Source organism: Novosphingobium sp. CECT 9465 (assembly GCF_920987055.1).
In the GTDB taxonomy this organism is placed as follows: domain Bacteria; phylum Pseudomonadota; class Alphaproteobacteria; order Sphingomonadales; family Sphingomonadaceae; genus Novosphingobium.
Map to the genome: position 1 here is coordinate 90564 of NZ_CAKLBX010000003.1, position 14303 is coordinate 104866.

General features: G+C 61.2%; 6 protein-coding genes. 2 read left to right on the forward strand and 4 right to left on the reverse strand.

What is annotated here, in order from left to right:
• Positions 1-35: 35 nt before the first annotated feature.
• The 4 genes from LUA85_RS19675 to LUA85_RS19690 form a co-directional block, all read right to left on the reverse strand.
• On the reverse strand, positions 36-8465 hold the full coding sequence (locus LUA85_RS19675) for a GH36-type glycosyl hydrolase domain-containing protein (protein ID WP_231472111.1): 8430 nt from the start codon (positions 8463-8465) through the stop codon (positions 36-38).
• Positions 8466-8467: 2 nt separating this feature from the next.
• Entirely contained in the window at positions 8468-9478 is a 1011-nt protein-coding gene (locus LUA85_RS19680; protein WP_081659635.1) for a universal stress protein, read from the reverse strand.
• Positions 9479-10638: 1160 nt separating this feature from the next.
• Complete coding sequence (locus tag LUA85_RS19685) at positions 10639-12105, reverse strand: multicopper oxidase family protein (RefSeq protein WP_231472112.1); 1467 nt, start codon at positions 12103-12105, stop codon at positions 10639-10641.
• A gap of 622 nt (positions 12106-12727) precedes the next feature.
• Complete coding sequence (locus tag LUA85_RS19690; protein WP_170172292.1) at positions 12728-12949, reverse strand: hypothetical protein; 222 nt, start codon at positions 12947-12949, stop codon at positions 12728-12730.
• A 398-nt stretch (positions 12950-13347) separates the two neighbouring features.
• Between LUA85_RS19690 and LUA85_RS19695 the strand changes: the two genes are divergently transcribed.
• Both LUA85_RS19695 and LUA85_RS19700 read left to right on the forward strand, forming a co-directional pair.
• Positions 13348-13749: a hypothetical protein gene (locus tag LUA85_RS19695; protein WP_047169239.1), complete on the forward strand. Its 402-nt coding sequence runs from the start codon at positions 13348-13350 to the stop codon at positions 13747-13749.
• Positions 13750-13897: 148 nt separating this feature from the next.
• Positions 13898-14227, forward strand: coding sequence for a hypothetical protein (locus LUA85_RS19700; protein ID WP_062788787.1), 330 nt, complete (start codon positions 13898-13900; stop codon positions 14225-14227).
• Positions 14228-14303 lie beyond the last annotated feature (76 nt).

Genomic DNA, 14303 nt, shown 5'->3' on the forward strand with positions numbered 1-14303 from the left:
GAGAATCCTTTCGTATTGCCGTTGTCGAATCGACGTCAGGCCTTTAGCGGAACCCGCACGAGAACAATCCGCGTCGCGCCATCGTGGGGAAAGCAAACCCCGAGTTCTCGCAGGAGCTTGCCGTCAACGGTAATTTCCTCTCCGTCACCTTCAAGAGACGGGTCCGTTTCGATCGTTATCTGGATGGCTCCGTCGGCGCGCCGGAGCGTCAATTCCGCTTTGTGCCAGCTTTTCGGCATTGCTGGACGTATCTGTATTTTGCCGCCAATTAAGCGAACGCCCAGAATTTCTTCAACGGCCAGCCGCCATGTCCAACCTGCGGCGCCTGTATACCAAGTCCAGCCGCCGCGGCCGAGATGGGGTGCCACACCGGCGATGTCGCCCGCGACAGCATATGGCTCGGTTCGATAATGCTCGGCGCCTTCGCGTGTCGAACTGTGCGTTATCGGGCTAATTCGGTCGAACAGTGATTTGGCCACGTCGCCGTCGCGTATCCGTGCGAACGCGATCGCGAGCCACGTTGCCGCATGGGTATATTGCCCGCCATTCTCCCGGACGCCAGGCGGATAGGCCTTGATATAGCCCGGTTCGCGCGGCGTGTGGTCGAAGGGGGGATCGAGCAGGCGTATGAGGGCATCATCGTTGCGTACTAGGTAGCGCCTGGCCGACGCGAGCGCCGTTCTGGCTCGCTCCGGATCTGCAGCATTTGAGAGAACGGACCAGGATTGAGCGATGGAATCGATGCGACATTCCTGCTCCTCGGATGTGCCCCAAGGCCTGCCGTCGTCATCAAAGGCGCGCAGATACCACTCGCCATCCCAGCCAGACTGCTCGACCGCTGCGGCGAGCGCTTCGACACGCGCTTCCCAGCGATCACGAAACTCGGTTTGCCGCTCATCGACGCAGTGCAGTGTGAAGTTCCGGATAGTTGCGATGAGGAACCAGGCCAGCCATATGCTCTCGCCGCGTCCCCGCTCGCCGACCCGGTCCATGCCGTCATTCCAATCACCGGTGCCGATCAGGGGAAGGCCGTGAGCTCCGAGGCGATAGGCATGGGCAAGCGCGCGGTCGCAGTGAACGAACAGCGATTGCTTATAGTCGGTAACTTCAAATCGGGCGTAACGATCGGCCTCGCCGGCCGCGAGCGGCGGCGCTCTCAGAAATGGAATTTCTTCGTCCAGAATGGATTTGTCGCCGGTCGCCTCGACATAGTGCGCGACGGCATAAGGAAGCCAGACGAGATCGTCGGAGCAGCGGGTTCGGACCCCGCGGTCCGAAGGCGGGTGCCACCAATGGAGCACGTCGCCCTCTTCGAATTGGTGTGCAGCGGCGGCGAGGATATGTTGCCGCGTTGCGTTCGGATCGACCTGGATCTGGGCAAGGACGTCCTGGAGCTGATCGCGAAATCCGAACGCGCCGCTGGCCTGATAGAAACCGGCGCGAGCGCGCACGCGGGCACTTAGCGATTGGTGAGGCAGCCACCGGTTGACCATCAGGTCGAAGGCAGGATCGGGTGTCTTGACCTGAACCTTTTCCAACCGATCGGCCCAGTCCGCTACGCGAACCCGGGCAGCAGTCTCGATGATGGACGGCGATTGCCAATGCCGGATAAGTTGGATTGCGTGCTCGAGGTTATCACCCTGGCCGAGGATGAAACAAACTTCGACGGTTCCTTCAGGGGGGATATCGAGATGCACCTGGAGGGCGCCGCAGCAATCGTCGCCGGCAGAATCCTGGCGGTTGCCCAGATCCCAGTTGAGCAGGCCGAGCGGTCGGGCCGGGTCGGCAATAACACCGTGGAAATCGCGGCGTGAGGTAGTGAAGCTATGAACGGCCTGGGTCGTGGCAAGAAAGGCAACGCGATCGCCGAACTCGTCCGTCCAGGAATTGCGTGCGAGAATTGCATGGGAGGCCGGGTCATAGCGCGACGTCCTAAAAGGGGCTTGCTCGCCCCTCACCGCGCCCAGGAGCCATTCCGCATAGTAGGTCGCCGTGATCCGGCGCGAGCGTGGCGTTTGATTGCGTAGGCGCAGACGCACCAGTTTTACCGGATCGTCGATTGGCACGAAGGTCGACAGCTCCTGCTCCAGGCCTTCGCTGTGGCGGTGCCATATGGTCCGATCGGGACTATGATGAATGCGGCACGCGGAGCCGCCGCCCGATGGCAAGGGTGTCGGGGTCCAGAGCCGCCCGTTCTCCTCGTCGCGCAGATAGAGCCGTTCACCTTGGGGATCCTCGACGGGATCGTTGAACCAGGGCGTGAGCCTGTTCTCGCCGCTGTTGATCGCCCAGGCGAAGCCAAGCCCGGCCTCAGTAACGATCGTGCCGAACGCGTCGTTGGCCAGGACATTGGACCACGGAGCCGGGGTGGGAGCGTCGGGCTCTAGGTTGATCACATAGTCGCCAGTATCAGGCGCAAAGCCGCCCCAGCCGTTGTCGAAGAGGAGATCTACGGACCGCGGCACGGGTGCGGAGGTGGCTGGCGGCAGGTTGGTGCCGACTGGGGCAAACGGCGGGCCGGGGTGCGGAGGTTGATCTACCCGGGCGAGTCGGTCGGCAAGCGTGACGCCGTCGTCTTCAAGGATCAGCTTGGCGGCCTGCTCGAGGAGCGCCACGCGCTCGTGATCGGAGGAGCTGACGCCCACTAGGTGGATGCCGCCATGGGTGCCAAGGCGTTCCTGCGCGCCGGCGTCTCTCAGGACTTCCAGAAGGCGCTCGCGGACGGGTTCGACGTAACCTGAGGTGCCCTCGTGGACGATCGCGAGATCGAAGAGGATGCCGCGCTGGTGGCCGAGCCAATGCGCAGCGAGAACGAAGCGGAGCATACCGGTCTGTTCCGCGGTGCCGGCGCGCAACATCACGATGGGATGATCGCCTGAAATACCAAGCGACCAGAGATCGACCTGCCGGAAGAGCCGTTCACCTCCGGGTGCAGGGTTTGTGCGGGCAGTAAAAAGATGGGAAAGGAAGGCCTGTACCTGAGGTACGAACTGTGGCTGTAGGCCCAGGTCGTGCATCTCGCGCGCTTTTGCCGCGATGGAATCGCTAACCACCCAATCCAGCGCGGACAACGTTGCATAGCGGTCGGCCAGGTCTAGCGCCGACTGACGCGATCCCGCCGCGATCGTGACGAAAGCGAGTTCGCGGCGCCCGTGCGGCGGCAGCATGACCTTTGCCCTGATCGCGCAGATCGGATCGAGCGACCAGCCCAATGCGCCAATCGGAGGCTCCTGTTTCATCGCGGCAGGATGCGTGACGTTGCCATGGCGACCGATGAAGGCTCTTCGATCAGCCTCAAGTCCGAGCAAGGCGACTCCTTCGTCATCTCCGATTATGCGAATCAGCAAAACCGGAGGCCGCTCGTCGGGATTGCGCGGTCGGCGCGTGAACACGAGTCCATCGCCTCCGGGCAAGGTTTCAGCGCTCACGAACAGCTTGCTGAAAGCAGGATGCCGAGCTGCATCCTGGGGTGGGGCGAGCACCACCTGGACGTAGCCCGTCAGTTCGATTGTCCGGGCACGATCCTCCTCATTGACGAGCGCGATGCGTCTGATTTCGAGATCGTCGCCATGGGCAACGTTGACTAGCGTCGAGATCGACAGACCGCGCGAACGCTGACGGAATTCGACCTGATGGGCATGAAACATGACCTCCGGCGGCTCGCCGATGGCGGGGAATGGCCCCCCTGTTGCGGACCAGAAATCGCCTTGATCGAGATCATGCAGATAGAGCCAGAAGCCTGCGTGGTCATCTGCAGGTTCGATGCGGGTAAGTGTATGCTGATTCCAGCTTAGACCCCCGGCGCCGTCCGTGCGGATTCGGCTCGAAAGCCGGCCGTTGCCGAGGATGTGCCAAGCATGCTGCCCCGACGGTCGGTCTGGCGACCAACTGTGCAGTGCCGGGATGTTCCCTTCGGCGTGAGCGGGCGGGTCGCGAACCTCTACTCGTGCAATTTCTGGCGGAAGCTCCCACGGTATGCGTTCGTTGAGCAGGAGATCGACGGTGCCGACGTAAGGGTCCGCATGGAACCAGCGCACTAGCATGTTGTCGCACAGTGCATTTCCCAGCGCGGCGAGACTCATGCCATGGTGGTGCGCCATGTACGAGCGGACGATAGCGAACCGCTCGCCCGCCGGCACGCGGGCCGGCGTGAAATCGGCGGCTTCGAAGAAGCCGAACCGTCCAATTAACCTCTGCTCGGCCAGCAGCTTGAGGTTGATTGTCGCAAGTGCTGGCCGGATCATGAGCGCAAGCGCCGTTGCGTAGGGGCTCACGACGAGGTCGTGGCCGAGGCCACGTTGAAGTCCGAGGGCAGGGACGCCGAAGGCGTGATAGCGATAGACGCGATCAGACCCCATCGAGGCGAATGACGATTCGGAGATTCCCCAAGGGATTTTGTGCGATTTGCCGAAGGCGGCCTGGATGCTGACGGCTGTTCGGTCGCTCATACCAAGCAGCGTGCCGGGATCGCTGTGCAAAAAGATGTTCGGCATCAGATATTCGAACATCGAGCCATTCCAGGACAGCAGCGCAAGCCCGGCCTCCTGTTTCGTGATGGGGCGACCGAGGTGGAACCAGTGGGAAGGATCGATATCGCCCTTCGCAATGGCGAAGAAGCTGGCGAGCCGTGCTTCGCTGGCGAGGAGATCGTAGTGATGCGCGTCTATGCGGTCGGCGCTGACGTTGTAGCCGATGTGAAAGAGCCGGCTACCTTCATCAAGCAGAAGTGAAAAGTCCATCGCGTGCGCACTGACGTTGGCCCGGCGGGCAAGGCTGTCGAAGCGACCATGAAGCTCGCGCGAAACGGCCTGCCCTTCGGCGATGGCAGCCAGCATCTTGTCGACCCATTGACGGGCCGCGTCGGATAATCCGCCTTCCTTGGTCGCGCTGAGCAGGCTGATGACGTGCGCGGTGCGCGAATCGGATGGTGTCGCCGAGCCGCCAGCCATGAAATCGGCGACCTTGGCTGCGGTTTCCGCGCAGTCTGAGGGATGGTCGGTTATAACTTCCCACCACGGGCAGAAAACCTGCAAATCGCGACGTATCCCGGACACGTGATGCTCGAGCCGCTCGAGCCAGACTTGCACTTCGCGCAAGATGCCGACGTCGGCTTCGGCAACGCTCGCGGCCATCACGCCCACCTGCTCGCGCAGTCTCGGCAAGTCGGCCGAAATGAGATCGTCGATCCCCCTGAGCCATTCGCGCTCATCGTTCGAAACCCGCTTCACCGTCTCGCCCACGGTAGCCAGGATCACACCGGCCGTTGAGCCCGCTTCGGTCCCGATAGACCGGATCGCCTGGGAGAGCAGTCCGACAATATCTTCTAGGCCTTGCCAGAGCTCGCTGCCTACCGGCGGTGCCCTCCCAGCATCTCGAAGAGCCTGGGCAACGGTAATCAGGCTGACGGCAAGATTGCCGCTGTCGACCGTGGAAATGTAACGTGGCTCAAGGGGAGCGAGCGTCCTGGTATCATACCAGTTGAGAATGTGGCCGCGGTAGCGTTCGAGCCGGTCAAGCGTATCGAACGTGTCGCCAAGACGGGTAGCCAGCTCGTTGAGACCGATATGCCCAAGCCGCCACGCTGTCAGGATCGACACCATCAACATGCCGATGTTGGTAGGCGACGTTCGGTGAGCGGTGTCCTCGTCGGGCGGCTCCTGGTAGTTGTCGGGAGGCAGCCAATTGTCCTCAGGCCGGACGAAGGTTTCAAAAAAAAGCCAGGTGCGCCGAGCGACGAGTCTGAGAAATCTCCTGTCTGCTTCGGTAAGCGCCTCGATCGGTGGTCTACGCGGGCGGCTGATCCAAACCGCGATCTCGGGTGCGAAGAACCAGAGCAGCAATAGCGGCGCCGCGACAGGCATCGATCCCGGCGTATAAGCGAGTAATGCGCCGGCTATAAGCACCGCAAGAAGGGGCGAGCTCCACATGTCGCGCCACGCCGCTAATCGCGGATGGCGCGCCGCGTTTCGCGTGGCCATATGAGCGGCAGAGGTCCATTCGAGCCGCCGCCGCCCCGATTGCAGCCGCCAGATCGTGACGGCTATGGCGTGCAGCGCGATGTATGCGTCGCTGACAAGGAAGGCGATGGCTAAAATCCAGCGCCCGAGATGATCCGTGAGGCGCCGCAGGACGCGCTGCATGACACCGCGACGGCGGCCCTGAGCGAAGCCCGTTACGAGATCGGTAAAAAGATAAGCCCCGGGCGCGACGATCGCGAGCAGTGTCCAGACCCAGGGTCGACCGTGAAACAGGAACCAACCGCCTAGGAGCAAGGCAACGATGCTGGCGGGTACCAGACTGCGCCTTAGATTGTCGAAGATCTTGAGCCTGTCGAACCACCCAAGCCGATTGCGCAGCCATCGGCCGTCACGCCCTGGGACAAAGGGAAACAGCCAGGGCAGGATTTGCCAATCACCCCGCACCCAGCGGTGCCAGCGCGCGGAAAAGTCGAGATACCCGGTCGGAAAGCGCTCGTAGACAATGACGTCGCTAACGAGCGCCGCGCGCCCATGAAGCCCCTCGAACAGGTCATGGCTAAGCAAAGCATTCTCTGGGACACGGCCCTCCAGACTCCGTTCGAATGCCGCCACATCGTAGAGGCCTTTGCCCACAAACACGCCGGTGCCCAGAAGGTCCTGGTACACGTCGGAAACCGCGCGAGAGTAGATGTCGATCATAGTATCGCCGCCGTAGAGGCGAGCGAACAGGGATTGCTCGGGGCCCTCCGGCGCTAGTTCAACGCGAGGTTGAAGGATAGTGTAGCCTCGTTCCACAATGCCGGTGTCGGGGGCAAAATGAGCCCGATTGAGTGGATGGGCGAGAGTGCCGACCAGACGGCGCACCACACCACCCGGAAGTCTGGTATCTGCGTCTGCCGTCAGTACGAAGCGGCATCGCCGCAGCCTTTCCACCTTGCCGGTGGTCAAATGGAATGCAGTGGCGTCGCCGCGCAGGATATAGGCGTTGAACTGCTCCAGCTTACCGCGCTTGCGCTCCCAGCCCATCCAACAGCCCTGCGCCTCGTTGAAGAGGCGCGGTCGGTGGAGCAGATGAAAAGGTCCATTGCCCCTTGCGTCCTTGTAGCGGGCATTCAATTCTTCGATGCCTCGTACCAGCATCTGCTCGATCTCATCGTCGCCCGAAACCCTGGCGGTTGCGGCATCGGCAAGGTCGGTCAGGAGAACGAACTCCAGCGCTTCATCAGGGTTGGCTAGGCGATGCGCCTCAAGTCGCTCAAGAAGGGGAGCGATGTCGGAGGTCCGAGCGACGAGAACGGGGATTGCGATGGCCGTCGCACAATCTCCGGGAATTCCTTTCTTGAATTCCAGCTTGGGAAGAACGCATGGAGGAACGATTTGCGTGACCATCCAATTCACAAAGGTGATGCTGAGGATGGAAGCGGGCAGCAGCGTCAGCGCGATACACAGCAGCCAGGATAAGGGAGACGGTCCGGTCGAGGACATGTATGCTGCAGGAACTGCAGAGGCCGCGATACCGGCAAACACCAGCGCGGTCGCGTAAAGCATACCCTTATGACGCAAGATGCGCCGCAGCATCGAACGGGGTGTCCAGGGGCGGGGATCGAGTGCATCCGTGAAAGCAGGCAGGCCGGCATCGATGAGCCAATAACCTACATGCCCTGAGGGGGCCTCTTCACTACTTTGACACTGCCGCAGAGCGCGCTGGGCAACCTCTCGCTCTAGGAGGCCGGATCGCGCTGCGAGCCGTTCTACCGCGTGACGATATTGGTCGCGAGTAGCGAAATCCATGCGCGGATAAATCCCTGCAGGATCACGCTTCAGAACCGCCTCGACCTGGCTGGTTCTGTCGAAGAAGTCGTTCCATTGGATAGTCGCGATCACGGCAAGATTGGCTATGCCGCGTGCCACGCACTCCGTGTTGTCGAATCCCCCGGTCGCGACGTCGGGAGAGTCCGTTAGTGCAAAAGGGGGAGCGACTTGAGGAAAAAGCTGGGTGAAACCCGTAACGATCATTTCAAGACAAACGATACGCAGCATCGTAGGAATCGCCCAGGTTTCAGCGATGCTGAGCGGCATCTTATTCTGATATCGAACGACGAATTCGACAGCCGAGGACAGCGAGACTTGCAGGTGAGACGCCAGAAGCAGAGACTGCGCGACTTGATGGGCGCGCGGTCGCCTGAGGCCGTCTTCAGCAAGACCGGGAAGTTTCGCGTAGAAGGCCTTGGGAAGACCCTCACCAATTTGCAGGATCGCGCGCTGGATCTGATAGTCGTTGTCGAGTAGCCATTCGGCTGCGGCGCTGCCGCGTTGGTCGGCTTGCGTGGCTGCCTGGCGGGCTCGAGCCAGCCAGTCCTTCATGGCGTCGAGATGCGCCCAGATGGGAAGAGGCGCTGAGCGACCGATCAATCCTGTCAGCTGATGGCGTGTGGCGGTCTCGTCGGCCGCCCCCGAAATAGGGTCGGTCCCCTCAATATCGGCCATGATCAGGCTTGGGCGGCGAGGGGTAGCCGGAGGCAATTATGCCCTACGGCGATCTGCGCTTTTCCCGAGCGGATTGTCGCAGGCGTTACGAGCATTGGTACATTGCAATGCGTCATCAGGTAGGAGGCGACCGTTCCATAGGGTACGTCGGAAACATGCCGATGGCTGTGGCCGCGCGCGGACAGGACGGCAATATCGGCCCTCTCGCGCTGAATAAGATCGCACAGCACCTCGCGTACATCCTCGCCACGGATCGAAATCGTACGCATTCGTAGACCGGACGCCGAGAGGTTGGATTTCGTTCGATCCAGGTAGCTGCGTGCTGCTTGCTCATTTCGCTCTATAAGGGCTTGTTGAAGCTTCTTGTCCTCGACTTCCAGGGGCCGTGCCTCGATCATCTCGGGCGTAGGGACGACATGGACGAGCAGGAGTTCCGCTTCCGAGGCCTTCGCAAGACGCACAGCTAGGGGCAGCACGCTCTCAGCCCAACGAGAGCCGTCAAGCGGCACCACAACCCTTCTGTAGGGCGCTGCCGGAAGCGGGGCCTCTACCGGTACGAGCAGGACCGGGGCTGGCGTCTGCATGAGCACCTTGTGCACGGTTGCCCCCATGCCCGGGCGACCGGCCTCTTGCCTGCCTCGTCTTCCCAGTACGACCATGCCGTCGTCGCACTCTCGGACAAAGCGGCAAATTTCCTCCGCGGTTTGGCCTTCGGCCAATTCGATGGAGGTTTTGGTTGGAGGTGCGCTGGTCGCGGCGGCGCATCGATCGAGGGCGCGCAGGGCTTCGCGCCGCCGGAGGTTACATTCAATCGGGTCTGGACGAGAGCGCGTCGAGCCCTCGCCGTCAAGTACTTGTAGCAGGGTAATAGGGACGTCGAGCGTTGTCGCGAGCGCACGAGCGTGTGAGTAGATCCACGCATCATGATCGGAGCAATCGATACAGGCGACAATCCCGGACTGCGGTCGGGGGGACGCCTGCGCCAGAGCTGGAAATGCTGAAGCGGCTGACATCAAATGCTCCTCTTGCCTTGGATCTCCATCGAATTCGTGGCGGCTAGGACAGCGGGAACAACCGGCATTTCGGCCTGGCGTCCCCTCCACGACTCGAACCTGCTCTGACCCTATCTGGGGGGAACGACCCGCGAAATTGTGATATATACGAATGGCGATCGGTCGGTTGACTGGGGCGCAAGAGCATCAGAACCGAAAACCGGTCGCTTGCGATTAGTACATCGGGCGGGCCTATATGCCTCCGCCTCGCCACCCGGCTTGAGCGTCCAAACCAACATGTCGGGATAGAATGAAGGTCACCGGGCCACCTTTTCCTCGTCCGGAAGCGAACTCGTCGCCCCCGTTACCGCTCATGTGGTTGCTCGCTTGCACTGCGCATGAGACGATCACCGTCATCCCAAGTTCTGCGCCGGCTGCCTTGTCCTGGGCGATCTGCGATCAGATGCCATCGCAGGCGTCCCTTCTGTCTAGCGACAAATACGCATTACCACCGGCAGATGGTCTGCATAGTCTGCCAAGGGCAACCAACGAAGCTCTCAGCGGAGTGAGTGTGGATCGGAAGGGAACAGTATGACGATCGCGCTTAACGGGTTATATCGATGCCGGCTGCTCACTTTCACACGGTGGTCGTGTTCCATCTGGGCGATTTTCGCCGCGCTCACTGTGCCAACGCTACCTTCGCCGGCCAGGGTCGTTCCCGCAGGGGAAGATACCTCGACCACCAAGCTCGCGGGTGTCTGGTCATTTGATGGCCGATCCGGCTGTAAGTCGGGGATGGCCTGGGTTCTTAATCGCAACGGATCTTACAGCGAAATCCGATTGCCTGACCAGACGCCGCTTGGCGGAGGAAAGTGGTATGAACGCGGCGATACCATCTATTACTCATTGCCGCGAGTACTGACAGCGGCCGCGGGACGGCCCGACAAGCGTATGGTCATTATAGAGCGCGGCCCGCGGCGCCTGGTGGCCGTGACTAACCGCAGGGTTCGTCATGTGATGCACAAGTGTCCGGGATGATCGAATGCCTTCGATCGAGATGTGCGAAACGTTCTGGCCCAAGCCCGAAAAGGGAACAAAAACGAGAGTGGAGTTCGAAGTCATACGTCGAGCATTGCCCCCTTATTGGCATATGCGGGATTTCGATTCTTGAGTTGTTCCCACTACGTCACGGAAAACTGACCCATCATGCCTTCGTCCTCGTGCTCCAGGATATGGCAATGGAACAGGAAGGGCGCTTTTGAAGCAGGCTGGTCGAAACGGATTAATAACTCGACCGGTTCGTCCACGACGATGGTGTCACGTGGCCCCTGATCAAGAAGATCTGGTTCCTCGCCATCGCGACGTAGCACGTCGAAGTGCACTCCATGAATGTGGAAGGGATGGGCCATTTTCTGCCCGGAGACTTTCCATATCTCGACGGCGCCAAGCTCGACTTCCTCATCGATGCGATCAATATCGAATCGCCTGTGGTTGATCGTTAGCGGCTCTTCGTCGCTATCCATCATACCTCCCAGCCTCATGTTGAGCACCAGACGTCGCCGTGCGACGACCGTCGCCGGATCTGGCACCGCGCGGGACGCCAGGAGGAGCGGAAGCGTGGTGCTACCTCGCTTACTCGATGCCAAGCGCGGTGAAAATGTGAGGACAGTTTCATCCCCTGCGTTGTTTTCGCTAGCCTCGTGCCGATGCATCATGCCCATGCCATGCATCCTGAGGGTGCTTTGGTCCGGAGCCGATACCAACGAGACCGGTTTGCCATCGCTGAAGTCCACCAAGATCTCAGCCCGCTGACCGGAGGCCAGAGTGAGGGACTGCAATTCAACGGACTTTTCCAAAAGGCCGCCCTCGGTGCCGATCCAATAAAAGGCTCGTCCGTCGCTGAACGAAAGATCGTAAGTCCGGGCATTCGAACCATTTACGAGCCGCAGCCGCACTAAGCTTCTGGGAACGTCTGCTCGCGGGTTGTACGCGCCGTTTACGAGAATAACGTTGCCCCGCCTCCCGTCCAGCGCCACCATCATGCCCGCCGGTAACACCAGACGGCCATCCACGAACTGCCGATCCTGGATCAAGATTGGTAGATCGTCGACGCCGTAATCCGAAGGCAAACCGAGACCTTGCTCTTCCTCGTCGGTGACGAAGAGCAATCCCGCTAGGCCTGCATAGACCTGCTCCGCCGTTCGGCCGTGTGCATGCGAATGATAAAAGAGAGTGGCCGCCGGCTGACGGATCGGCAGCGTCGGACGCCAAGTCTCGCCTGGACTAATGGTCTGGTGGGGGCTGCCGTCCAGGTCTCCCGGTACGAGCAGCCCGTGCCAGTGAACCGTGGTATCAGCAGACAGATTGTTGCTGACAGTCACCGTCACGTCGTCCCCGCGATGTACCCGCAGAGTCGGGCCAAGATAGCTGCCGTTGTATCCCATGGTGGCGCTCCGCCGCCCTGGGAAGAAAGTGGTTTCCCCTTCCTGCGCCCTCAGTCCAATTCTCTGCCCATGGTCGCGTGCATCTAACAGGCGAGGAATGGGCAGCGTGCCTGCTTGGTCCGGCGTCGCAAATCTGCGCGTGCATGCCGCCCCCAGCAGGAGGCCTCCGCCCGCCAAGACAGTTCGCCGGCTCAGAAAAGTCATTTCGAAGCCCCTCCTGAGCAATCGTGAAACTGACGCAAACGCGCTTTTCTCGATCCCGATGAGATCCACCGAGGCGAAGCGCCGCTCTTCCCTTAAAGGGCGCGCGGGAGGGCAATATCCGTAATACCCGAACCGATCGCTTTTGTGCCCGCCCCCTCTGGGAAGACAAAATTGCCCTTCTAAGCTGGTTGCGGCCCTCGCCAGTTGATCAATAATCAGCCAGGCGAGCGTTCAATCACTGCGACACCGATCCGAGCGAGCGTCTATTCCGACAATTTAGCCTGGGCCAGTCCGAGTGGCTGGTTCGGCGGTGGGCCTTGCCACGATCGCGCCGAAGCAAAAGCGGCGTGCGATTTACCTTTCGCTGTTCGCCACTGCAGCAGGCGGCGTCGCTTCCCAGTGCTCGGGCTAGGCGGAGGCTTTGATGGCCGCCGTCTTCGGTCATCCGCGCCCAGCTTTTGCTAGTAGCCGAACTAAAGCGGACATTGCAGGCTGACCGCCAGCTTCGCAAATTACGTATACTGCCACCTCCAGGCCGATACCATCTCAACGGCAAGCTCCCTGGGGAGCGAGAATCGACCGGGCATGTGTCCGGTCGCACTGAAACTCAGACTTGAAGGAATCATATTTGCGCAAGAAAGCAGCGATTATCGCTTCGCTCGCAGCCTTTGGCGTCCTTGCCGTCGGCGCCGGGCCAGTTCTCGCCGATGGGATGCCGCCGGGCATGCCCGACCTTGAACAGACGCTCAAGGCGAAGCCGGCGCCGGCTCGGTCCGACACGGCCCAGATGCAAGGCATGCGACACCGCGAAGTGCGGATGCACGGTGAGATGATGCAGGACCATCGGATCGCTATGCGGGAGATGGGGACCCAGGACGGAGCCTCCCGCATGTTGCATAGGTCGCGGGGTGGTTGCTGACCCTGCAATTAAGCCAGCTCCGACCACGAGGCTGGGTGGCCAACGACCGTGGCCTGGTTCAACCGCAGCTTTGGCCCGCCGTTCTCCCACGGCGGGCCAATTGGTTTTTGCACTTCGCTGCCGGCCGCCATCAAGCGGGATCATGAATTCGCTTGACCTTGGACCATGGTCCACCCCGCACGATCCCGCGCATGCTTGTCGCGATCAAAAGCGGATTCGTAAGTTACGTATACAGACTGCGTCTCGCTAGCAGCATTGAAGCTTCGGAATTGCCGGGATCGGAACGTCGATCGGGCAACAGGACGAACACTCGGAGACCCTCAATGCGACAGACGATATTTCGCGCGGCGACCATCAGCCTCTTCGCGACGCTAACCTTCGCCGCCGGCACCGCTCTCGCCCAGTCGACGCCCGCGCCCGCGCAGACTGCGCCGGCCCATGCCCACCAGCAGGGCATGGATCATGGCGGGCAGCAGATGCACGATCAGATGATGAAGGATCATCAGGCCGGCGCGCAGAAGCAGCCGGGGCAACCGGCCCAGCAGGATCAACAGGGCATGTCGGGGATGGCCGGCATGTCCGGCGGGTCGCCTGCATCGAACGGCTCGGGCATGGCCGGTAAGGCGAAGAGTGGCTGCTGCAAGATGCCGATGAAGAAGGCCAAGCCGGCCGCGAAGAAGAAGACCGCCAAGCCCATGGCCGACAAGCCGATGAGCGACATGTGAAGTTTCCAGCCCCGATAAAACACCCCCCGGGGCTGAGGGCCCGCCGCCGCCCCGCGGCGGGCCAGTTCTTTGACGATGCCCAGCGTCGCCCCGTGCTCCCAGCTTTCAAAGCCGGGACCGAGCAACTAACGTGAGAGAGGAAACAGTGATGCGAAAGCATCTTGGCGTCGGTGCTGCTGTTGGCTTTCTGCTCTTTGGCAGCACGCCGCTCCTCGCACAGGGTATCGGCCATAGCTTGTTCATGCGCGGCAAGATCGTCCGTACGGATGCGGGCGGCACAGTGGCCTGCCTGGGCAAGGCCGATGGCGCGCACATCGGGCAGATACTCGAAGTCTATCACGCAACGCCGCGCCACCGCCGCCTTGTCGGTCATGTCGAAGTCGACCAGATTTTCGACGACCATTACGCTCATTTCCGCGTGAGGGACGGGACGCTTCAGAAAGGCGATTGGGTGAGCCTAAAGCGCATCCGGGCGTAATGCCAGAATTGGAATGCCAAGCGCCGCCCTCACCTAAACAAGAATCGGCCGAGTAAGCGTGTCTCGGCATAATTCC